Annotated in this window: 19 protein-coding genes; 3 read left to right on the forward strand and 16 right to left on the reverse strand. The window is 65.1% G+C overall.

Annotated elements, in window-relative coordinates:
• The first annotated feature begins 11 nt into the window (after positions 1–11).
• Entirely contained in the window at positions 12–794 is a 783-nt protein-coding gene (locus tag C1H84_RS11410) for an amino acid ABC transporter ATP-binding protein (protein ID WP_047119778.1), read from the forward strand.
• Positions 795–899: 105 nt separating this feature from the next.
• Here C1H84_RS11410 and menD read toward each other — a convergent pair whose 3' ends face one another.
• The 3 genes from menD to C1H84_RS11425 form a co-directional block, all read right to left on the reverse strand.
• On the reverse strand, positions 900–2,600 hold the full coding sequence (menD, locus tag C1H84_RS11415) for a 2-succinyl-5-enolpyruvyl-6-hydroxy-3-cyclohexene-1-carboxylic-acid synthase (RefSeq protein ID WP_047120857.1): 1,701 nt from the start codon (positions 2,598–2,600) through the stop codon (positions 900–902).
• Positions 2,601–2,749: 149 nt separating this feature from the next.
• Positions 2,750–4,873: a PhoX family protein gene (locus C1H84_RS11420; protein ID WP_060616998.1), complete on the reverse strand. Its 2,124-nt coding sequence runs from the start codon at positions 4,871–4,873 to the stop codon at positions 2,750–2,752.
• A gap of 123 nt (positions 4,874–4,996) precedes the next feature.
• The gene (locus C1H84_RS11425; protein ID WP_047119779.1) at positions 4,997–5,992 is read right to left on the reverse strand and encodes an o-succinylbenzoate synthase; all 996 of its coding nucleotides are present in this window, start codon (positions 5,990–5,992) and stop codon (positions 4,997–4,999) included.
• An 80-nt stretch (positions 5,993–6,072) separates the two neighbouring features.
• Between C1H84_RS11425 and C1H84_RS11430 the strand changes: the two genes are divergently transcribed.
• Complete coding sequence (locus C1H84_RS11430; protein ID WP_113607460.1) at positions 6,073–6,927, forward strand: phosphatase PAP2 family protein; 855 nt, start codon at positions 6,073–6,075, stop codon at positions 6,925–6,927.
• A 16-nt stretch (positions 6,928–6,943) separates the two neighbouring features.
• Here the strand turns inward: C1H84_RS11430 and C1H84_RS11435 are convergent, their stop codons facing one another.
• The 4 genes from C1H84_RS11435 to pdhA form a co-directional block, all read right to left on the reverse strand.
• Positions 6,944–7,900 (reverse strand): DUF3093 family protein, encoded by a 957-nt coding sequence (locus C1H84_RS11435; RefSeq protein WP_113607461.1) that lies wholly within the window; start codon positions 7,898–7,900, stop codon positions 6,944–6,946.
• Between the two features lie 257 nt (positions 7,901–8,157).
• A complete protein-coding gene (locus C1H84_RS11440) occupies positions 8,158–9,579 on the reverse strand; it encodes a dihydrolipoamide acetyltransferase family protein (protein WP_113607462.1) in 1,422 nt (473 codons plus the stop codon).
• Position 9,580: 1 nt separating this feature from the next.
• Positions 9,581–10,663 carry an alpha-ketoacid dehydrogenase subunit beta gene (locus C1H84_RS11445; RefSeq protein WP_047119782.1) on the reverse strand — a complete coding sequence of 361 codons (1,083 nt, stop codon included), beginning with the start codon at positions 10,661–10,663 and terminating at the stop codon, positions 9,581–9,583.
• Between the two features lies 1 nt (position 10,664).
• Complete coding sequence (gene pdhA / locus C1H84_RS11450; RefSeq protein ID WP_047119783.1) at positions 10,665–11,828, reverse strand: pyruvate dehydrogenase (acetyl-transferring) E1 component subunit alpha; 1,164 nt, start codon at positions 11,826–11,828, stop codon at positions 10,665–10,667.
• A 226-nt stretch (positions 11,829–12,054) separates the two neighbouring features.
• Here pdhA and C1H84_RS11455 point away from each other — a divergent pair, with 226 nt between their 5' ends.
• Positions 12,055–12,507, forward strand: coding sequence for an Lrp/AsnC family transcriptional regulator (locus tag C1H84_RS11455; RefSeq protein WP_047119784.1), 453 nt, complete (start codon positions 12,055–12,057; stop codon positions 12,505–12,507).
• 507 nt (positions 12,508–13,014) lie between these two features.
• Here C1H84_RS11455 and C1H84_RS11460 read toward each other — a convergent pair.
• From C1H84_RS11460 to C1H84_RS11500, 9 genes are all read right to left on the reverse strand, one after another.
• Entirely contained in the window at positions 13,015–13,800 is a 786-nt protein-coding gene (locus tag C1H84_RS11460) for an enoyl-CoA hydratase/isomerase family protein (protein ID WP_047119785.1), read from the reverse strand.
• Positions 13,801–13,815: 15 nt separating this feature from the next.
• Positions 13,816–14,976: a 1,2-phenylacetyl-CoA epoxidase subunit PaaE gene (gene paaE, locus C1H84_RS11465; RefSeq protein ID WP_047119786.1), complete on the reverse strand. Its 1,161-nt coding sequence runs from the start codon at positions 14,974–14,976 to the stop codon at positions 13,816–13,818.
• Complete coding sequence (gene paaD / locus C1H84_RS11470; RefSeq protein WP_047119787.1) at positions 14,973–15,470, reverse strand: 1,2-phenylacetyl-CoA epoxidase subunit PaaD; 498 nt, start codon at positions 15,468–15,470, stop codon at positions 14,973–14,975. The genes paaE and paaD overlap by 4 nt, the downstream gene beginning before the upstream one ends.
• A 40-nt stretch (positions 15,471–15,510) precedes the next feature.
• On the reverse strand, positions 15,511–16,371 hold the full coding sequence (gene paaC, locus C1H84_RS11475; RefSeq protein ID WP_047119788.1) for a 1,2-phenylacetyl-CoA epoxidase subunit PaaC: 861 nt from the start codon (positions 16,369–16,371) through the stop codon (positions 15,511–15,513).
• On the reverse strand, positions 16,368–16,658 hold the full coding sequence (gene paaB / locus C1H84_RS11480; RefSeq protein WP_047119789.1) for a 1,2-phenylacetyl-CoA epoxidase subunit PaaB: 291 nt from the start codon (positions 16,656–16,658) through the stop codon (positions 16,368–16,370). Before paaB ends, paaC begins: the two co-directional genes overlap by 4 nt.
• 1 nt (position 16,659) lies before the next feature.
• Positions 16,660–17,646 carry a 1,2-phenylacetyl-CoA epoxidase subunit PaaA gene (gene paaA, locus C1H84_RS11485; RefSeq protein ID WP_047119790.1) on the reverse strand — a complete coding sequence of 329 codons (987 nt, stop codon included), beginning with the start codon at positions 17,644–17,646 and terminating at the stop codon, positions 16,660–16,662.
• A gap of 183 nt (positions 17,647–17,829) precedes the next feature.
• Entirely contained in the window at positions 17,830–18,276 is a 447-nt protein-coding gene (locus tag C1H84_RS11490; protein WP_113607463.1) for a DoxX family protein, read from the reverse strand.
• 213 nt (positions 18,277–18,489) lie between these two features.
• Complete coding sequence (locus C1H84_RS11495; RefSeq protein WP_047120861.1) at positions 18,490–19,227, reverse strand: amino acid ABC transporter ATP-binding protein; 738 nt, start codon at positions 19,225–19,227, stop codon at positions 18,490–18,492.
• 14 nt (positions 19,228–19,241) lie between these two features.
• The gene (locus C1H84_RS11500; RefSeq protein WP_082124069.1) at positions 19,242–20,636 is read right to left on the reverse strand and encodes an amino acid ABC transporter substrate-binding protein/permease; all 1,395 of its coding nucleotides are present in this window, start codon (positions 20,634–20,636) and stop codon (positions 19,242–19,244) included.
• Positions 20,637–20,696: the final 60 nt, after the last annotated feature.

Genomic DNA, 20,696 nt, shown 5'->3' on the forward strand with positions numbered 1-20,696 from the left:
AAGGACCGACAATGACCACGACCAACAACTCGATGGCAGAACGCGCCGCCGGCGTGGAGATCTCGGACCTGCGCAAGTCCTACGGCAGCAACGAGGTGCTCAAGGGCATCAGCCTGGACGTCAGGCCCGGCGAGGTAGTCTGCCTGATCGGCCCTTCGGGCTCGGGCAAGTCCACCCTGCTGCGCTGCGTGAACCTGCTGGAGAAGCCGAACGGCGGCACCATCCACGTGGGCGGCTTCGAGGCCACCGACCCCGAGGTCAACCTGGACAAGATGCGCCAGAACGTCGGCATGGTGTTCCAGCAGTTCAACCTGTTCCCGCACCTGACCGTGCTGGAGAACTGCACCGTCGCCCAGATCAAGGTGCTCAAGCGCGACAAGGCCAAGGCGCACGCCACCGCGAAGCTGAACCTGGAACGTGTGGGTCTGGGCGACTTCGGCGGACGCTATCCGGACGAGCTCTCCGGCGGCCAGCAGCAGCGCGTGGCGATCGCCCGCGCGCTGTCCATGGAACCGACCCTGATGCTCTTCGACGAGCCGACCAGTGCGCTGGACCCGGAGACCGTGGGCGAAGTGCTGGCCATCATGAAGAAGCTGGCCCGCGAGGGCATGACCATGCTGGTGGTGACCCACGAGATGGCCTTCGCCAAAGAGGTCGCCGACCGCGTGGTTTTCATGGACGGCGGCGTCGTGGTGGAGGAGGGCGTTGCGGCCGAGGTCATCGGCAATCCGCAGCAGCCGCGAACGCAGGACTTCCTGCGCCGCGTGCTCGACCCTACCCACGTGGATATCTAGTCCTCCCCCGGAGATAGGAATCGCCGAAGCCCCGGCAGGCATCCTGGCCATCAGCCAGTTCGCCTGCCGGGGCTTCGCCGCGTCTGGGGCGGTTCCGAGTCCGGATCAGGCCGCAGGCCAGGGCAGTTCGCCCAGGCGCTTATTCAGTTCCAGATGGTGCGCGCGCAGTGCCTGGCGGCTCGCCGGGATCTCGATCAGCCGCAAGTCCCCGGGGGTGCCGCTAGACAGCAGCGAGCCGAGTTCTGCGCGGGTGAGCACCCGGTGGTAGCTCCAGCCGTAGCCTTCGGCGAGCGCCCTCAGGTCCATCTGCTGGGGCGTGGCGAACAGCCGCTCCACGCTATTGCCGTAGCGCCGGGATTCGTCCACCTGGCCGTGCTCCAGTGTGGAGAAAATCGCTCCTCCCCCGTCGTTGTAGACGACAACGTCCACCGTGGGCTTCTGCTCGCCCAGGGTCCAGAGCATCGAGCTTGCGTCATGGGCGAAGGTAATGTCCCCCATGACTGCCACGGTGTGCTGCCCGCTGCCCGCCGCCAGGCCCAGGGCCGTGGAGATGGTCCCGTCGATGCCGGCCAATCCGCGGTTCGCATGGCAGGTGCTGGCCCCCGGAACGCTCGGATCCGCAGCCAGGTCGAAGTCGCGCACGATGTTCGAGGACCCCAGCAGCAGCTGCGGAATGCGGGCGTTCCAGATTTCCTCCGCCACTGCGGCCCCGTCCAGGGTTTCGGGTTCCTGCAGTGCTGCGCGGATCGGCTGGGCCTGCGCATCCAGTTGTTGCCAGCCCTCCAGCCAGCCCCGGGGTGCGGTGCCGGCGAAGTCGACGAGCTGCTGGGGATCTGCCACGGGTGTTTCGCGCCGGCGCCCGGCCTCGTACCAGGGGGCAGGAGCCGGTTCCCAGATCACCGAGTCGATGTGCGCTGCGGCGAGCAGCCGGCCGACCGGGCGGCTGAGCGTGGGACGCCCGAACAGCACCACGCGTTCGATGCGCTCAAGACCTACCGCGATCAGCGGGCGGTAGTGGCGGATGGCGTGGGCGGAGAAGCGCGCGTTGGAGGACGGCTCGGCGAAGAGCGGCAGCCCCAGGTGCTGGGCGAAAGCCTGCGCCTCGGGACCCGCAGCGTGTCCGGCGACAACCACTGTGCGCCGCACGGCGGCGTCGGTGGGCTGCGGCCAGGCGGTTCCGGACAGTTGGGTTCCTGGGCTTGCCCAGTCCCCCGGCTCAATGCCGGTCCAGGCTTGGGTCTCCACTCGGGAGTCGTCTTCAGGCGTCAGCGGGTCGCGGAATTGCAGGTTCAGCTGCACCGGGCCGGCCGGTGCCTGCGCATTGCCGCGCAGAGCGGCCAGGGCCGCATCCAGCGCAGTTGCAGGGCTGTTCCCGGCGGGGACGTTCAGCGCCGCACGAACGTGCTCGCCGAACAACGTTTTCTGCCGGGTGCTCTGGCTGGCGCCGGTTCCGTGCAGCTCGTCCGGCCGGTCGGCCGAGAGCACCAGCAGCGGCGTGCCGGTGTGGTTGGCTTCCATGACGGCGGGCAGCATCTGGCCGATGGCCGAGCCGCTGGTGGCGGCGATGGCAGTGGGCGCGCCGGTGGCCTGGGTTAGTCCCAGCGCCATGAAAGAAGCCGAGCGTTCGTCGATGCGCACATGCACCCGAAGCTTCCCTGCGGCTTCGGCTTCGGCCGCGGCGTAGGCCAGCGGGGCGCTGCGGGAACCGGGAGAAATCACCAGGTCTCTGATTCCTGCGGCAATCAGTGCCGAGAGCACCTCGCGGGCCGTGGTGATGGCACGCTGTCCATCCTGCTGCGCACTCACGCGTTCAGTCACCTCTAGTCTTGGCCGGAAAACACCCTTCCAAGTCTATCGAGTCGCCGGTTGCCCGGTACCCGGAGTTCATCCCGGGACGCGGACAGCGGCGGGAAGCCTGTCGCTTCCCGCCGCTTCCTGCCTGTCACCGGAAATGGCTAGTGCTTGCCGTGCCCATTGCCGTGGCCATGCCCGTGACCGTTTCCGTTGTTGCCCTGGCGCTCGGTGAAGACTTGGACCACGCTGGGCCGCGGGCCGTAGAACTGGCCCTTCTTCACCTTGCCCGGAGCGGCTACGAAATCGGGGAACAGCGACGCCGGCTGGGCGAAGCTGCCGCCCTCGCCCGGATGCTGCACCGCAACGAACACCGAACCGTCCTTGTCATGGATCACCGGGCCGCAGGTCTCGGCCCCGGTGGGCACCGCGAGGAACTGCTCCACGCGGCCCCGGTCCTTGCCGGTCAACGTCACCTTGTGCAGCGCGTCGGAGTAGCCGATGGTGCCCGGGGCGCCGTCGGTGGAGATCCATAGGTTGCCCGCCGAGTCGAAGGCCAGGTTGTCCGGGCAGGAAATCGGGGAGACCTTCTGCGCCGGATAGCCGGAGAAGTAGGTGGAGGAGTTGACCTTCGGGTCGCCCGCCACCAGCAGGATGTTCCAGGTGAACTTGGTGGCCGTCGCGTCGTTGCCAGCTTCGGTCAGCTCCAGGACGTGCCCGTCGCGGTTTGCCACGCGCGGGTTCTGCTCGGTGGCGCCTTCCTTGCCTGCCTTGCCGCGGTCGGAGTTGTTGGTCAGCGCCACGTACAGCTTGCCGGAGACCGGGCTCGGCTCCACGTCTTCGGGGCGGTCCATCTTGGTGGCGCCGATCTTGTCGGCGGCCAGACGGGTATACACCAGCACTTCTTCCACGCTCATGCCGTCCACCATCGACTTGCCGCCGCGCACCAGCGGAAGCCAGGTGCCGGTGCCGTCGAAGGCGCCGTCCGAGGGCAGCGCCCCGCTGCCGTCGATTTCAGCGGCCGGCGAGTTGCCGGCGAACTTCGCGACATACAGGTCGCCATCCGACAGCAGGGTCATGTTGTGGCGGCGGTCGTTCTTGCGGTAGGTCCCCGAGGAGACGAACTTGTAGATGTATTCGAAGCGCGAGTCGTCGCCCGAGTAGGCGACGGCCTTGCCGTTCTTGGCGATGCGCACATTCGCGCCCTCGTGCTTGAAGCGGCCCAGATTGGTGTGCTTGACCGGGATCGACTTCGGATTCTGCGGATCGATCTCGACAACCCAGCCGAAGCGGTTCGCCTCGTTCTCGAATCCTTCATGGTGCAGGCCGAAGCGCGGGTCGGTGTCTTCCCAGCCGCGTTCGGTGGCCTTGGCCGCGATTCCGTAGCGGGCTTCCTCGGCAGTTCCGCGGCCGCGGAAGTACTGGTCGATGTTCTCCTCGCCGGAGAGCACGGTGCCCCACGGAGTGGTGCCGCCGGCGCAGTTGTTCAAGGTGCCCAGGATCTTGGTGCCCGTGCGGTCCGCTGCGGTCTTGAGCAGGTCGCTGCCCGCAGCCGGCCCGTCCACGGTGAACTCAGTCTGCATGGTGATGCGGCGGTTGCGTTCGCCGCCTTGGACGTAGGTCCACTTCTTGTCGTTCTTCTTGCGAGAGACCTCGACAACGCTGAAGCCGTGGGCGTTCATGGCGATGCGGCGGGCTTCGTCCTTGTTCGCCTCGAACCAGTCGGCGTCGAACATCATGTCTTCGTTGGTGTATTCGTGGTTGGCGACCAGCACGCCGGTGCGGCCGGAGTACTTGTCCACGATGATGTCCAGGTAGTCGCAGTTGTATCCGAACTGCTCGGCCTGCTTGCGTGCGGTCTGATTCTGCGCGTCGAATTCCGGCGAGCGCTTGAACAGCGGGTCGCCCCAGCGGATGATGCTGTGCCAGTCGTAGCCTTCGGGCACGGTCATGGTGTCCACCGAGCGCGAGACCGGGTCGATGGCCTGGAAACCGAGCTTCCCGCCGTGGGAGCCGTGCTTGCCGGCGACGGCCACTTCAGCAGCGGATGCCGGCGGGGCGCCGAACAGCTGCGGGCCGACGACCAGTGCGGAGGCACCGATGGCACCGAGCCCAAGCATCTGGCGGCGGGAGAGCGCGGAGTCGGCGATGTCGCGGAAGTACGCGTTGGATGAGTTGTTGCAGTCCGGCTTGACGCAGGCATCCCCGCATTTGAAGTGGCAGGTCGCTGCGGAACGTCCGCCGCGGGTATGGCCAAGCATCGGCAGCAGGGTACGGGTGGGATTCATTGATCCGTCACTTCCTCGGTGTGGCTCGCTCGTCAGGGGGTGAAGCGATTCGAGGTTTTCATCCCGAAGTGGTCAAAAGCCGTACTGGAGGTTAACACGAGGATAATTCTGGGTGCGGCTCCCCTAGTTCTCCAACAGCTGCGCGTAGCAGTCGCGCACCCGCAGGTGCCACCAGGCCTCTCGTTCCTGTCCCGGATGCAGCTTGGCCAGCTTGTGCGGCTGCGGCTTCACGCGGCGCACCGGCAGGTACCCGGCGGTAGCCAGCAGCGGCTCGTCGGTCACGTCGTCCGCGAAAAGGGTTCCGGTGGACAGCCCGCAGGCATAGGGAAGCTCGGGCAGGGCGCTGGCCAGCGCGGCGGCCTGAGCCAGGCCCACAGAGGTGTCCAGGGCGCTGGAGACCACGACATCGAGTTCGGCCTGCGCAGCGATGTCGAGCACGGTCTGGATGCCTCCCAGCGGCTGAGCCTTGATGATCATCAGGTCGGCGGCCCCGAGCCGGGAGACTTCCAGCGGATCGGTGTGCTTGCGCACTGCTTCGTCCGCGGCGATCTTCAGGTCGATCCGCGCGGAACGCAGTCGCGCGCGGACCTCGGCCAGTCCGGTGATGCCGGGCACCGGCTGTTCCGCGTATTGCAGATCGAAGTCGCTGAGCCGGGTCAGCGCTGCCACCGCGGTGGGGATGTCCCATCCCATGTTCGCGTCCACGCGCAGCGCGGCCTGCGGGTACAAGCGCCGGGTTTCGGCCACCCGGGCAAGGTCCTCATCTACGCTCTGCCCCTGCTCGGCCACCTTGATCTTGATGGTGTGCGGCGCATCGTAGCGTTCAAGCACGCGGCCGACTTCGCCGACCGGAACGGCCGGGAGCGTGGCATTAACCGGGATGCTGGTGCGCAGCGGCTGCGGGAAGGGCTGGTAGGCGGCTTCGATGGCGGCGGCCAGCCAGCGGGATGCTTCCTGCGGACCGTATTCCAAGAAGGCGGAGAATTCTCCCCAGCCCGCCGGTCCTTCGATCAGCAGCGCTTCGCGCTGGGTCACCCCGCGGAATTTCACCTGCATGGGCAGCTGGACTACGTGGCTGTGGGCGAGGATTTCTTCCAGGGCAGGCAGGGGAAAGTTCATAGTCCCAGCCTAGCCATGGTGGCGATAGTTACATGCCCAAAGCGTGCCTTGAAGCACGTGAGTTATGACAGGCTAGAGATATGAGCCGCCATTCCGCCACCCTGAAGCCGCGCCACGTGCAGTGGTGGTCCGGCGGGTTGCTGTTGCTGGCGTTGTTCATTGTCGAGTACGTCTTTTTTGTCCAGATGCGCGCCGGCCAGTGGGCCGACCAGGTGGGCTTCACCGTGTGGTCCCAGTGGTGGCCGTCCACCAATTCGGGCAACCCGGTCCGCCAGTTCCTCGATTTCCTGCCGTTGATCTGCGGAGCCATTGCCACGGTGTTCCTGCTCTACCGCGTCATCCGCGACCGCAGATTCCTGCGGGCGGTGATTGCGGTTGCTGCTGCAGGTGCCGCCATGGCCACCACGCAGATCCTCAAGCACCTGATCCTGATCCGCCCAGATTTCAACTTCGGCACCTCGGGAAATTCATTCCCTTCGGGACACACCACGGCCGCCGCCGCGGCGATGGGACTGATGTACCTGGTCTCGCCGCCGACGCTGCGGCCTGTGGTTCAGCTGGTCGCGTGGGTTTTCGCCACGGCGGCCGGAGTGGCCACGTTGGTGTGCGGCTGGCACCGTCCCAGCGATATCGCCGCCGGTTTCCTGGTCGCAGCGTTCTGGATGGTCCTTGCCAGCGCGGTGCTGCAGCGCATCCAGCCGTTGAGCGGCGAGGTCAGCAAGACCAGCTGGTCGCGAAGCCTGGGCGTCCTAAGCCTGGTCGTCTGGGTGCTGGTGCTGCTGCTGTCCTATCTGCTCCCCCACCCGCACATCCAGAAGGTCCCGCAGGAGCTGCTGCTGGCCTATGCGGTACTGGGCATCGTGCATGTGGTGGCTGCGTCCCTGATCTCGGGGCTGGCGCTGCGCTCCGTTGTCATCGGCCCGGCCCGCATCTGATCCGCCGCAGTACCGGCTAGCGACCCTGGGCGATCAGGGCGTTCAGCTGGGCGGCGGCCTGTTCGGAACGAGGGATGGTGACCGCGAAGCGGCGTTTGTCCTTCAATTCAACGGCCAGCCCTTCATGGCGGCGCAGCACCACGGCGGATCCGCCGGGGAAGAAGCGCCATCCCCAGCCGCCCCATTCCATGGGCTGGATCTCCTCGGCGAGGACCGATTCCATGTCCTTGACATCGATGGTGCGCAACGGGAACCCCAGAAGGGCGCTGGACACGCGTAGCCTTCCGCCGGCCACCGTCACGCGGATCCTCGCCAGCCCGAGGACCAGCGGGGTGAGCAGGACGATGAAGGCGATTCCCATGATGAAGCTGACGATGTCTCCACCTTCAGTGGTGCTCATGAAGATCATGAAGATACCCATGCCCGCCATGAAAAGTCCTAGCAGCCACAACCACCGGGGGGCGTTCATTGTCTCGCTGAATTCATCACCTGGTGCGATTTCAGCCGCCGGCGGGGCCTTCACTGTGGCTGCCTGCCGCTTCTCCTGTACCTTAGCCAAGCGGTCACGGCGCTTGTTCTGGCGATTGAGCTGGTACTGCTGGAATACCCCGCAGATCCAAACAGGAACAAGGCTGACCAAGGTCGCTGCGATGCTGGCGAAGATCCAGGGTCCCGCTACGGCTTGGGTCGGATCACCGGCGAACGCCGTAGGCACAGAGCTGGAAACATAGACCCCTGCGGTGGTCCAAGCCATCAGGCTTCCCACAAAAAGAAGCCCGAGCAGCACCAGTGGCTTGCGGGTCAGGTACAACGATGCCCATGCGACCAAGCCTCCGAGGATCGCGAAGGTCATGGAGGCGGTGAAGAACACCGCGCTGTCGGCGAATCCGTCCGGCCGGGCGCTGTCGGACCAGTGGGTCGCTGTGATGCTGGGCAGCGACGTCCCCAGCAGCGTCCGGGTCAGCGCGATCACCGCAATGGGCAGGAAAAGCAGGATGATCAGTGGTGTACGGCTTCTGATCGCAACGCGTTCGCTGGAAATGATCTGCCCCTTTCGGCTTCGGCGCTCCGCCCCGTTCTCGGGCCGGTCGCCGGATAAGTCATCTTCAAGTCTAGGAAATGCGCCTTGACTTGCCAATTAATCCCCCGGGCTGCAGCCGCCCAAAGGGTACGGAAAAGGCCCCGCCACCCGGGAAAACTTCCCGGGTTGCGGGGCCTGATTCCTGCCGTCTACAGGGTAGACAGGGCCTTCTTCGGATCGGTCATCGCATCGGCGACGTAGCGCAGGAATCCTGCAGCGGTGCCGCCATCGCAGACACGGTGGTCGAAGCTCAGGGTCAGTTCGCAGATGGAACGGACCTTGATCTTGCCGTTGACAACCCATGGCTTCTCAACGATCCGGCCCAGGCCGAGGATGGCAGCTTCCGGGTAGTTGATGATCGCCGCGGAGCCGTCCACGTTGAACACCCCGTAGTTGTTGATGGTGAAGGTGCTGCCGGACAGGTCGGAGACCCCGGCCTTGCCTTCGCGGGCCACGCCGGCCAGTCGGGCGAACTCGGCCGACAGCTCGTTGGCGTTCAGCTTGTGGGCGTCGCGCACGTTCGGGACCACCAGACCGCGGTCGGTCTGGGCCGCGAAGCCCAGGTTGACCCCATCGAAGATGGTGTGGCGCAGCGAGCCGTCGTCCTCCACGTCGATGCGGCTGTTCAGCTCAGGGAAGCGCTGCAGGCCGGCCACGGCGAAGCGGGAGATCAGCGCCATGATGCTTGGCGCCTGGCCCTCGGATTCCTTGATCTTTCCGCGCAGCTTCAGCAGCTTGGTGACATCCACGTCCACCCACACTGTCGCTTCCGGGATTTCCCGGCGCGAGGTGCTCATGGCGGCGGCAATGGTCTTGCGCACGCCGGAGAGCACCTGGCTGGAAGCGACCGGCAGGCCGGTGCGCTTGTCTGCGCCTGCGGCAGCGCCCTCGGACGGCTTCTGCGGTGCCGGCGCGGCGGCCGGAGCGGGAGCTGCCGCCGGGGCTGCCGGGACAGCGGCCGCTGCGTCTGGCTGGCCCTGGCTGATCAGCGCCTCCACGTCGGCACGCAGGACCAGGCCCTCGGGGCCGGTGCCGCGCACTGCGTGGATGTCGATGGAGTTTTCGCGGGCCAGCTTGCGCACCAGCGGGTTGATGACGCGCACGGCCTGCGTGGAGGTCTCGCTGGACGCGGCCGCGGTGGTGCTGCCTGCGCGCGGGCGGCGACGGCGGCTGGTGCTCGGCTTGGAGGCGCCGGTGCCGTAGCCGATCAGCACGTTGCCGCTGGCTTCGTCCTCTTCGGCCTCCTCCGGCACCTGGGTTCCGGCCATTTCCTCTTCGCGGTAGGACAGCGCGCCCTCGGCGGCAGGGGCTGCGGCTTCCGGCTCGACGCCTCCGGTGTTCACGGAGATGAACGGTTCGTCCACCAGCATCATCTGCCCGGCATCGCCGTGCAGGGTCGAGACCACGCCTTCGAACGGGCACGGGATCTCCACCAGCGACTTGGCGGTCTCCACCTCGGCGATGGGCTGATCGACGATGACCGAGTCGCCCTCGGCGATCATCCAGCGCACCAGTTCAGCCTCGGTCAGGCCTTCGCCCAGATCGGGCAGCAGGAACGTCTTAATGCTCAATTTAGGCCTCCCACTGGAGCTGGTCGACCGTATCAAGGATGCGCTCGACGCTTGGCAGGTTGTACTTTTCCAGCGTTGGCGCCGGGAACGGGATGTCGAAGCCGGTCACGCGCAGCACCGGAGCCGCCAGCGAGTGGAAGCAACGCTCCTGCACGCGGGCAACGATCTCGCTGGCCACGGAGGCGAAGCCTTGGGCTTCGGCCACCACGATGGCGCGGCCGGTCTTGCGCACCGAGGCTGCCACCGATTCGTCGTCGAACGGAACGATGGTGCGGATGTCGATGACTTCCAGGCTGATACCCTCCTCCGCTGCGACCTTGGCGGCCTGCATGCAGGTGGAGACGCTCGGGCCGTAGGTGATCAGCGTGGCATCGGAGCCGGCGCGCGCAATACGCGCCTTGCCCTCGGTTTCCGCGGCCTTGCCGGCCTCGTACTGGGCGGCCAGCTCTTCGAGGTTGACCTGCTCCTTGGACCAGTACAGCTTCTTCGGCTCAAAGAAGACCACCGGGTCCTCGGAGTCGATGGCCTCGCGCAGCATCAGGTAGGCGTCGGCCACGGTGGCCGGGGTGAAGACCTTCAGGCCCGGGGTGTGGGCGTAATAGGCCTCGGAGGAATCGCAGTGGTGCTCGACGCCGCCCACGCCGCCGGCGTAGGGGATGCGGATGACCATCGGCAGCGGCAGGCGGCCCTGGGTGCGGTTGCGCATCTTGGCCACGTGCGAGGCGATCTGCTCGAAGGCAGGGTACGCGAACGCGTCGAACTGCATCTCGATGACCGGGCGCATGCCGTTCATTGCCATGCCCACGGCCATGCCCACGATGCCGGACTCGGCCAGCGGGGTGTCGAAGCAGCGTTCGTTGCCAAAGCGGGCGGTCAGCCCGTCGGTGATGCGGAAAACGCCGCCAAGCGTTCCCACGTCCTCGCCGAAGATGACCACGGACTGCTCTGCGGTCAGGGCATCGGCCAGCGCCGTGTTCAGCGCCTTGCCGAAGGTGACCGGCTGGTTCTCGGTGGCGGCCTTGGCCGCTGCACGGGCGGTAGCGTCGGAGACGTTCGGGTTCACCCGCGAAGTGGTGGTAGTCATGCTAGGCCTCCTCACGGGCTAGTTCGTCGGCGAGCATTGCCTGCTGCTCGGCCATCTGTGGGGTCTTGGAAGAGTAGACGTGCTCGAACAGCTCGCGCGGATCGGTGTCCGCGTCCTGGTTCATGCCGTCGCGCAGGGTCTTGGCCACTGCCTCGGCCTTCTCGGTGATCTCCGCGGTGGCCTGCTCGGTTAGCAGCCCGGCATCGTCCAGGTAGGACTGGATGCGGATGACCGGATCCTTGGCCTTCCACTCGGCGACCTCGGCGTCCTCGCGGTAGCGCTTGTCGTCGTCCGCGTTGGTGTGGGCCTGCATGCGGTAGGTGTGGGCCTCGACCAGCAGCGGGCCGTTGCCCTCGCGGGCCAAGCGCACGGCGCGGGTCATGACTGCCATCAGCGCCATCAGGTCGTTGCCGTCCACGCGTTCGCCGGCCATGCCGTAGCCCACGGCCTTGTGGGCCAGGGACGGGGCGGCGGACTGCTGGGAGAACGGCACGGAGATCGCGTACTTGTTGTTCTGCACGAAGAAGATCACCGGCAGGTTGAACACCGCGGCGAAGTTCAGCGCTTCGTGGAAGTCGCCTTCACTGGTGGCGCCGTCGCCGCACATGGCGACCACAACGGTGTCCTCCCCGCGCAGCTTGGCCGCGTGGGCGACGCCCACCGCGTGCAGCAGCTGGGTGGTCAGCGGGGTGGCCATCGGCGCGCAGTTGTAGGCCTTCGGATCGTACCCGCAGTGCCATTCACCGCGGAAGCTGGTCATGACTTCCATCGGGGCGACGCCCTTGGTCAGCACGGCCACGGTGTCGCGGTAGGTCGGGAACAGCCAGTCGCCTTCTTCGAGGCACAGCGCGGCGGCGACCTGGCAGGCTTCCTGGCCGTGGCTCGACGGGTAGACGGCCATGCGGCCCTGGCGCACCAGGGCGGAGTTCTGGTCGTTGACGCGGCGTCCGGTCACCAGGGCGGAGTAGGCCTCCATGAGACGAGCGGGGCTCGGCAACGGGTACTCATGGCCCGGTTCGGTGCCCTGCTTGTCCTGTGGACGGAGGGTTCCATCCGGGTCCAGAAGGTTGATCATGTGCCGTGCTGGCAGCATGTAGTCTTCCGGGGTGATACCGAATTTGTCGCTGACTTCAGTCATGCGACCCGCGTGTGCATCGGTGCTCATGTTCTCCCACCTTTCGTAGTGCTGCGAAGGTCCCCCGTCACGCATACCTGTGACTGGCTTCACCCAAACATCATTTGCAACTAATTATGCGTATCAGTGGCAATCTGTATCCACTCCCGGCGCTAATCATGGAAAGTTGAGCATGGGATGCGTATACTTGTAGACGATTCGTATCAAGAAAATGGGTTTGGCGATGACTCGTCCGACCCGCTCGCAAGGAGTACTAATGACCGCTGACGCGGAACTGAAACTGGATGATGTCGACCGCGCGATCTTGGCCGAACTCACCAGCGACGGCCGGCAGTCGGTCACCACGGTCGCACAGAAGGTCCATGTCTCCCGGGCCCATGCGTACTCGCGAATCGCCAAGCTCCAGGATGCAGGGGTGATCACCCGTTACACGGTGGTCATCGACCCTGTGAAAACCGGCCTGAAAGCCAGTGCCTACGTGACATTGAAGCTGCGCCAGCACTCCTGGCGGGAACTGCGCGACCATCTGGCCTCGATCCCGGAGGTGCACCATATCGGGTTGGTTGGCGGAAACTTCGACGTGATCCTGCTGGTGCGCGCTAAGGACAATCTGGACCTGCGCCGGGTGGTTTTCGAGGAGCTGCAATCGCTGCCCACCGTGCTGGATACCCAGACGCTGCTGATTTTTGAAGACACCGATACCCGTTAAACGGGCAAGCCCGCCCGAAGACAAAACGTCCGCCGGATCAGATCCAGCGGACGTTTTGTCGTTGCTCCGAAAATTCTCGCACGGCAGGCCGCTTCTCATTCAACATCCAAAGTCGCAGCCGTCCCCTGGCCAATACTTGCTATGCCGAACTGGAACAACAGCGTATTGAGGGGCCCAAGACGAGCACCGACCCATGGAAGAACGCAAAGCTGTCGACTGGTCCCCGCACGAGATCGATAGCATCGCTGTGCGGATTCCGTTGACCGGTCATGAAGTCTGTTGTTGTCATGCACAGTACATGCGCGGTCCAGCTGGGAAAACTGTGAAACAGGGTGCTTGGTTCTACGCAAGTTCAACCTGCGCGTCGGCAATTTCGTTGCCGGCTTGGCGGCGTTGGCCTGCAAGAAAAAACTTTACGGACGGCAGCCTCGGCGGCCCAGCCTGAAAGTCTATTGATGCACCAAGCGCCCGCCAGAATCAATCTGGCGGGCGCTTGGCTTCAAGTACTTACTTCTTGCCAGTGAACACCGGCGGGCGCTTCTCCTGGAAGGACTTGAAGCCCTCCGCGTAGTCCACGGTGTCGCACAGTGCCGCCTGCGCGCGGTTCTCGGTGCGCATGGAGTTCCACAGGCCCACACGCTGGTCGCGGATTTCCGCCACCAGCTGCTTGGACGCGACGAACGCCTGGGTAGCGCCCTGGGCGACCTTGGCGATGATCTCCTCGCCGCGCTCGGCGAGTTCCTCGGCCGGGAAGGCGCGGGAGAACAGGCCCGAACGCACGGCTTCGGCACCGGAAATCAGCTCTGCGGTGTAGATCATGTCAAGAGTGCGGTGGGCACCCAGGCGCTCGGTGAACAGCCAGTGTCCCCCGGAGTCCAGGGTCGCGCCCAGGTTGGCGAACGGCGAACCGATCTTCGCGTTTTCCGCCACGTACACCACGTCGGTGGCGACTGCCAGGCCAAGTCCAACACCCAGGCAGGCACCCTGCACCAGGGCGAAGGTCGGAGCCGGGAAGCTGGACATCTTCTCCAGCAGCGGCTGCACCTTGCCTTCGAGGTAGCCGATGACGTCGTCATCTGCCGGGTTGACCCCGGAGATGTCGCGTCCTGCGCAGAAGCCGCGGCCTTCGCCGGTCAGCACCAGGGCGCGGACTTCTCCGGTTTCCACGGCCGCCGCGGCCTTGTCATAGGCCTCGGACAATTCGGCAAGTGCCGCCTCGTCCAGTGAGTTCATCTTCTTCGGCGCATTCAGCACCACGCGGGCGATGGAGTCGGCAATCGTCAGTTCGATCATGAAGTCATCCCGTTTCTAGGCGTCAAAGTCGACGCTAAGCTTTTCGGTGGTCGGGTGCGACTGGCACGTCAGCACGTAGCCGGCCTCGACCTCGTCAGGCTCCAGCGCGTAGTTCTCCGCCATGGTGACGGTGCCGCTGGTGACCTTGGCGCGGCAGGTGCCGCACACGCCGCCGGCGCAGGCGAACGGAACGTCCGGGCGGACGCGCAGCGCCGCGTTCAGCACGGTCTCGTTGGCGCGTACCGGCGACTTGACCTCGCCCTGCAGGCCGTCGAGGGTGAAGCTGATCTCGTAGCTGTCCTCGTCTTCTTCGACGTTGACCGGGCGGCCGATATGGCCCTGGGGCTTGGTCGGCTCGCCGGTGGAGAACAGCTCGAAGCGGACCTTCTCGGCCGGGATCTCCATGCCGGTCAGCTGGTCGCGGACCAGCTGCACCAGCTCGAACGGTCCGCACAGGAACCATTCGTCGACGCTCGGCGCCTGAACCACGGTCTCAAGCAGCGTGGACAGCTTGTCCGCGTCGATGCGCCCGGAGAGCAGCGGGGAGATGCGCTGTTCGCGGCTGAGCACGTGGTGCAGGGCCAGTCGGGACGGGTAGCGGTCCTTCAGGTCCGCCAACTCCTCCAGGAACATCACGTCCATGGCTGCCTTGTTCGCGTAGATCAGGTCGAAGCGGGTGTTCTCGTTCGCGGCCAGGATGGTGCGGGCGATGGCGAGCACCGGGGTGATGCCCGAGCCTGCGGCCACCGCGACGAAGCGGTCCTGGTCAGCGGTGTCGATCTTGGACGGATCATTGATCTCGGTCAGGCGGTGCTTGGAGATGAACGCGCCGGCAGGGCTCATCACGTCCATCTGGTCGCCTGCGGCCAGGTTTTCGTTGGCCCAGGTGGAGAACAAGCCGCCCAGGTCGCGCTTGATGGCGACCTTGATCTCGCTGCCAGTGGGCTCGGCGCAGATCGAGTAGGAACGGCGCAGCTCGTGCAGCTCGCCTTCCGCGTTCGGGATCTCCTTGCGCAGCGCCACGTACTGGCCCGCCACGTAGTCGTATTCCTCGCTCAGTTCCTCGGGAATCGCGAAGGTGACCTCGATGGAGTCCTTGGTCAGGCGGCGGACGTTGGAGACGGTCAGCCGGTGGAAGGAGGCACGGCGACGAGTTGGTGTGGTTTGGTCGGTCATGAGAGCACCTTGAAGTAGTCGAAGGGTTCCAGGCAGTCTTTGCAGGTGTAGAGCGCCTTGCAGGAAGTTGAGCCGAAGCGCGCCAGCTCGCGGGTGTTCAGCGAATGGCAGCGCGGGCACTTGACGCTCATGCCGAGCGTCACGCGTCCGGCATGGCCCCGCCCGGTGGGCGGGGCGATGCCGTAGGCTTCCAGCTTGGCCTTGCCGCTCTCGGTCATCCAGTCGGTCGACCAGGCGGGGGTGAGCACCAAACGGATGTCGACCTGTTCATGGCCTGCCTCCTGGAAGACCCTGTGCAGGTCCTCGGTGATGACGTCCATGGCCGGGCAGCCCGAATAGGTCGGGGTGATGACCACGTGGACCGCGCCGTCCTCGTCCTGCTGGACTTCACGCAGGATGCCGAGGTCGGCGATGGTCAGCACGGGAATCTCCGGATCCGTGACCTTCGAGGCGATGGCGAACAGATCTTCGGTGTTGGCGATCAGGTTGCTCAAGACTGCTCCCCCTTAGCGGGCGAAAGGGTTGGTGTGGTGGCTACCAGCTTGCACCGGGGTGCTTGCGGGCAAGGACTTGCATTTCAGCCAGGATGAATCCGAGGTGCTCGGAGTGCTCTCCGCCGCGGCCGTTGGCCATGGCCTGGCCAGTCTTCGGGATTTCCAGGCCGGAATCTGCCAGGACGGCGTTGATTTCCTTGTCCCAGGCTTCGCGCAGCGAGGACGGAAGCACTGCAATGCCGTCCAGCTTGCGGTGCAGCTCCAGGTCCTGGAACATCTCGTCGACGTATGGCCAGAGGATTTCCAGCGCGTGGCGCATCTTGGCAGCCGATTCCTCGGTGCCAAGGCCCAGGCGGATGGTCCACTGGATGGCGTGGTCGCGGTGGTAGTCGACTTCCTTGACTGCCTTGGCGCAGATCGCGGCCAGGGTCTCGTCGGCGGATTCGGTCAGCTTGGAGTACAGCAGGTGCTGGAAAACCGAGACGATCAGCTGGCGGATGATGGTCACGCCGAAGTGGCCGTTGGGCTGCTCGACGATCCACAGCGAGGTGAAGTCGTCTTCTTCGCGCCAGTAGGCCAGGTCGTCTTCGGTCTTGTCCCAGGCCAGGCCGGCGTAGGTCAGGAACGAACGGGCGTGTCCGAGCACGTCAAGGGCGATGTTGCCCAGGGCGATGTCCTCTTCCAGCTCAGGTGCGCGGGAGATCCAGTGCGACAGGCGCTGGGCCAGGATCAGTGCGTCGTCGCCCAGGGTCAGTGCGTAGCGTGCAACGTCTTCGCTCGGCTTGGCACCGCCCACGGCGATGTCTTCCGGACGCAGCGCGTTGCCCGGGGTGACGCGGGTGGCCGAGGCCAGCGCGTCGCCGAAGCTGTCGAGCTCGGCATCGAGTTCGTCGTGGTTCACAGGTGCTTCACTCCCTCGCTGGCCTTGTAATAGGTCGCGTGGCGGTAGTCCTTGCCCTGCGGGGATTCGAAGAAAGCGTCCTTCTCATCCGGATCGGAGCTGATGATGTCCTCGGACTTCACAACCCACAGGGACACGCCTTCATTGCGGCGGGTGTACAGGTCGCGGGCGTTGCGCACTGCCATCTGGGCATCCGGAGCGTGCAGCGAACCTGCGTGGACGTGCGAGAGTCCACGGGAGGAACGAACGAATACTTCCCACAGGGGCCAATTGTTCTGTTGGCTCATGTTAGGCAACCTCACTTTGTACTTGCTTGGCGGCGTATGCTGCGGCGGCTTCGCGAACCCAGGCACCCTCGCGGTGGGCTTCGCGGCGGCGCTCCATGCGCTGCGCGTTGACTGGGCCGTTGCCCTTGATTACTGCCATGAACTCATCCCAGTTCAGATCCTTGTGGATCCACTGCTTGGTCTCTTCGTCGTACCGCAGTTCGGGATCCGGCAGGGTCAGTCCGAGGACCTTGACCTGCTCGGCGATCATGCCGACGAAACGCTGGCGCAGTTCGTCATTGGAGAAACGCTTGATGTTCCAGGCCATGGACTGCTTGGAGTTCGGGGACTGCTCGTCCGGTGGGCCGAACATCATCAGCGCAGGCTCGTAGAAGCGGTTGACGGCATCCTGGGCCATCTTCTTCTGAGCTTCGCTGCCGCGGGACAGCGAGAGCAGGATCTCGAAGCCCTGGCGCTGGTGGAAGGACTCTTCCTTGCAGACGCGGACCATGGCGCGGCCGTACGGGCCATAGGATGCGCGGCACAGCGGCACCTGGTTGGCGATGGCCGCACCGTCCACGAGCCAGCCGATGGCGCCCATGTCGGCCCAGGAACGTGCCGGGTAGTTGAAGATCGAGGAGTACTTGGCGCGTCCGGTCAGCAGCTGGTCGTTCAGCTCGTCGCGGTCGGTGCCGAGGGTTTCGGCGGCGGAGTACAGGTACAGTCCGTGCCCTGCCTCGTCCTGGACCTTGGCCATGAGGATCGACTTGCGCTTCAGCGACGGCGCGCGGGTGATCCAGTTGGCCTCAGGCTGCATGCCGATGATCTCGGAGTGCGCGTGCTGGGAAACCTGGCGAGTCAAGGTCTTGCGGTAGGCATCCGGCATCCAGTCGCGTGGCTCAATACGCGAATCCTTGCCGATCAGGGCGTCAAAACGCGCCTGCGACTGCTCTTCTTCGTAGCTTGGGACGGCACTCAGTCCCGGCTCCTGCGGTGTGGTCGGGGCCATGGGTTCACCTCACTGAAAACTATTTACATACTGACCGTTCGTTCAGTATGTCAGAGTGGGTTCGGTCACGTCAACATCACCACCGAAACCGGCATCGCGCAAGCACCCCAGGCCAGCCAATCGTCCGCTTAAATGCCCCGACACCCGAAAGATGCCCTTTCGGGTGCCGGGCTTGACTATCTCCTAGGCGTTCGACATCGACACGACCGGGGCCTTCCGGCCGAAGACCAGACGGTCCACCGAGTAGGAGCCCGGGCCGGCCAAGGCCAGAGCCGCGGCAGCGGCAGCCAAGATGGCCACCAGCTCATATCCTCCGTTGTCGACAAAAATGCCGGCAGGAAGGTGGACCAGGAACAGCGCACCGAGCATATCCAGAGCCAGCAGCCCCGCGGCGACACGGGTCACCACCCCGAGGACCAACGCGATGCCGCCGGCGAGTTCAAGGGTGGCCACGGCGGAAGCCACTATCGAGGCCAGCGGGACGCCCATTTGCTCGAACGAGGCGGTAGCCCCATCGAGGGTGTACTGGAAAAACTTCTGCCAGCCATGGGCGGCCAGGATGATGCCGAGCACAACGCGCAGCACCAGCAGGGCGGCGGAGGTCATCGGCGGGTTGTTTCGGGTGGTCATGTCAATCTCCATCGGCGGATCTTCGGGGATGAGCGGCTTCGCAACAACTCGGGATCAACCCTATGCTTAAAACTTGAAGCTTCAATGATAATTTTCTATGTCGTTCCTGTGGATTGACCCGCACATGGCAAAACCGCCCGGAAATGAACAATTTTTTTGTTCATTTCCGGGCGGCCTGCGGAATAAAGCGTCGCGACTACGGACGCTGCGTCGCTACAGCACCTTGGACAGGAAATCCTGGGTGCGGGCCTGCTGCGGGTTGCCGAAGAGGTCCTCCGGCTTGCCCTGCTCGCAGACCACGCCGTCGGCCATGAAGACCACGCGGTCGGCGACCTCACGGGCGAAGCCCATCTCGTGGGTCACCAGCACCATGGTCATGCCCGAGTCGGCCAGCTCCTTGATCACCTGGAGCACCTCCCCGACCATTTCAGGGTCCAGCGCGCTGGTGGCCTCGTCGAAAAGCATGATGCCCGGGGACATGGCCAGCGCGCGGGCGATGGCCACTCGCTGCTTCTGGCCGCCGGAGAGCGAAGCCGGGCGGGCATCTGCCTTCTCCTTCAGCCCCACGCGCTCCAGCAGCTCCAGCGCCTTGGCGCGGGCCTCGGTGCGGTTCATCTTCTTCAGCTCCACCGGGGCCAGCATGATGTTCTCGGCCACCGACATGTGCGGGAAGAGGTTGAAGTGCTGGAAAACCATACCCACGTGGCGGCGAACCTCGTTGATGTCCACCTTCGGGTCGGTCACGTCGAAGCCGTCGACAACCACCGTGCCGGAGGTGATGTCCTCCAGCTTGTTCAGGCAGCGCAGCAGCGTGGACTTGCCCGAGCCCGACGGGCCGATCACGCACAACACCTCGCCCTCGCGGATCTCCAGGTCGATGCCCTGGAGCACGTTGTTGGATCCGAAGGACTTGTGCAGGTCGGTGACCTGGATCTTTACCTGCGAGTTCATCTCGCTTGCGGTGCTCACTTGTTGAACCTCTTATCGGCATAGTTGGCCAGCTTGGTCAGGGCCATGATGGCGACGAAGTAGATGACGCCCACGATCAGCAGGGTCTCGGTGACGCGGAAGTTCGCCGCGTAGATCTGCTGACCCTGGTAGAGCAGTTCGGCGAAGCCGATGGCCAGCAGCAGCGAGGAGTCCTTCAGGCTGATGATCAGCTGGTTGATCAGCGACGGGGTCATCATCTTGAAGGCCTGCGGGATCACGACCTTCTGCATGGACTTGCCGTAGCCCAGGCCCAGCGAGCGGGCGGCTTCCAGCTGTCCCGGATCCACCGACTGGATGCCGCCGCGCACGATCTCGGCCACGTAGGCGCCGGCGTTCAGCGACAGGGTGAGGATGCCGGCGGTCCAGACGCTGATGTCCCATCCGGTCAGCTGCGGCAGGCCGAAGTAGAACATGAACGCCCACAGCAGCAGGGGGGTGCCGCGGAAGATGTTCACGAAGGTGGTGGCGATGCCGCGCAGCACGATGTTGCCGGAGATCTTGAAGAAGCCGAAGATCAGGCCCAGCGCCATGGCGATCGCGAAGGAGATGGCGGTGACGCCCAGCGTATTGCCCAGACCGGTCATCAGCGCGGGGAACGACTTGACCGCCAGGTCGAAGAAGTTGCCAGGAGTGCTGGCGGTGGGGTCGGCCAGGTACTTGTCCAGGATCTTCTGGTATTCGCCGTTGGCCTTCAGCTCGGCCAGGCCGTCGTTGAAGGCGGCCAGCAGCGCGGTGTTCTCGCCCTTGTTCACGGCGAAGCCGTAGGAGCCGCCGGGCACCTTGTCGGTGACGGTCTTCAGGCCGTTGCCCTGCGCGATGCCGTAGGCCAGCACCGGGTAGTCGTCGAAGACGGCGACGGCGGAGCCGGCCTTGACCGACTCGTACATGGTGGCCGACTGGTCAAGGGACTTGACGGTGAAGCCGTACTGCTCGGCAATCGACTTCGCGTAGGTCTCGCCTTCGGAACCGGTCTTGGCGACAACGGTCTTGCCCTTGAGGTCCTCGTAGCCCTTGATGGCCTCGTCGTCCTTGGCCACCGCCATCTGCACGCCGGACTCGAAGTACGGCTCGGAGAAGTCGTAGATCTGCTTGCGTTCGTCGGTGATCGACATGCCGGCGATGACGCCGTCGACCTGGTTGGCGGACAGCGCGGCCAGCGCCGCGCTGAAGCCCAGCGAGCGGACTTCGACCTGGAAGCCCTCGTCCTCGGCGATGGCATGGAGGATGTCCATGTCGATGCCCGTCAGCTCGCCGTTCTGGCGGAACTCGAACGGGGCGAAGGTGGTGTCGGTGCCGATGACGTAGGTCTGGCCTTCGACGCTGTCGGCGCCCTGGGCCATGGACGCCGGGGCTCCGACCACCAGCGCCATCAGACCGATGGCCACGCCGGCGATCCACCGGGCAAGGCGACCTGTCCGGGTCGGTGTGTG

The organism is Glutamicibacter soli, from assembly GCF_003309065.1.
Classification (GTDB): Bacteria; Actinomycetota; Actinomycetes; order Actinomycetales; family Micrococcaceae; genus Glutamicibacter; species Glutamicibacter soli.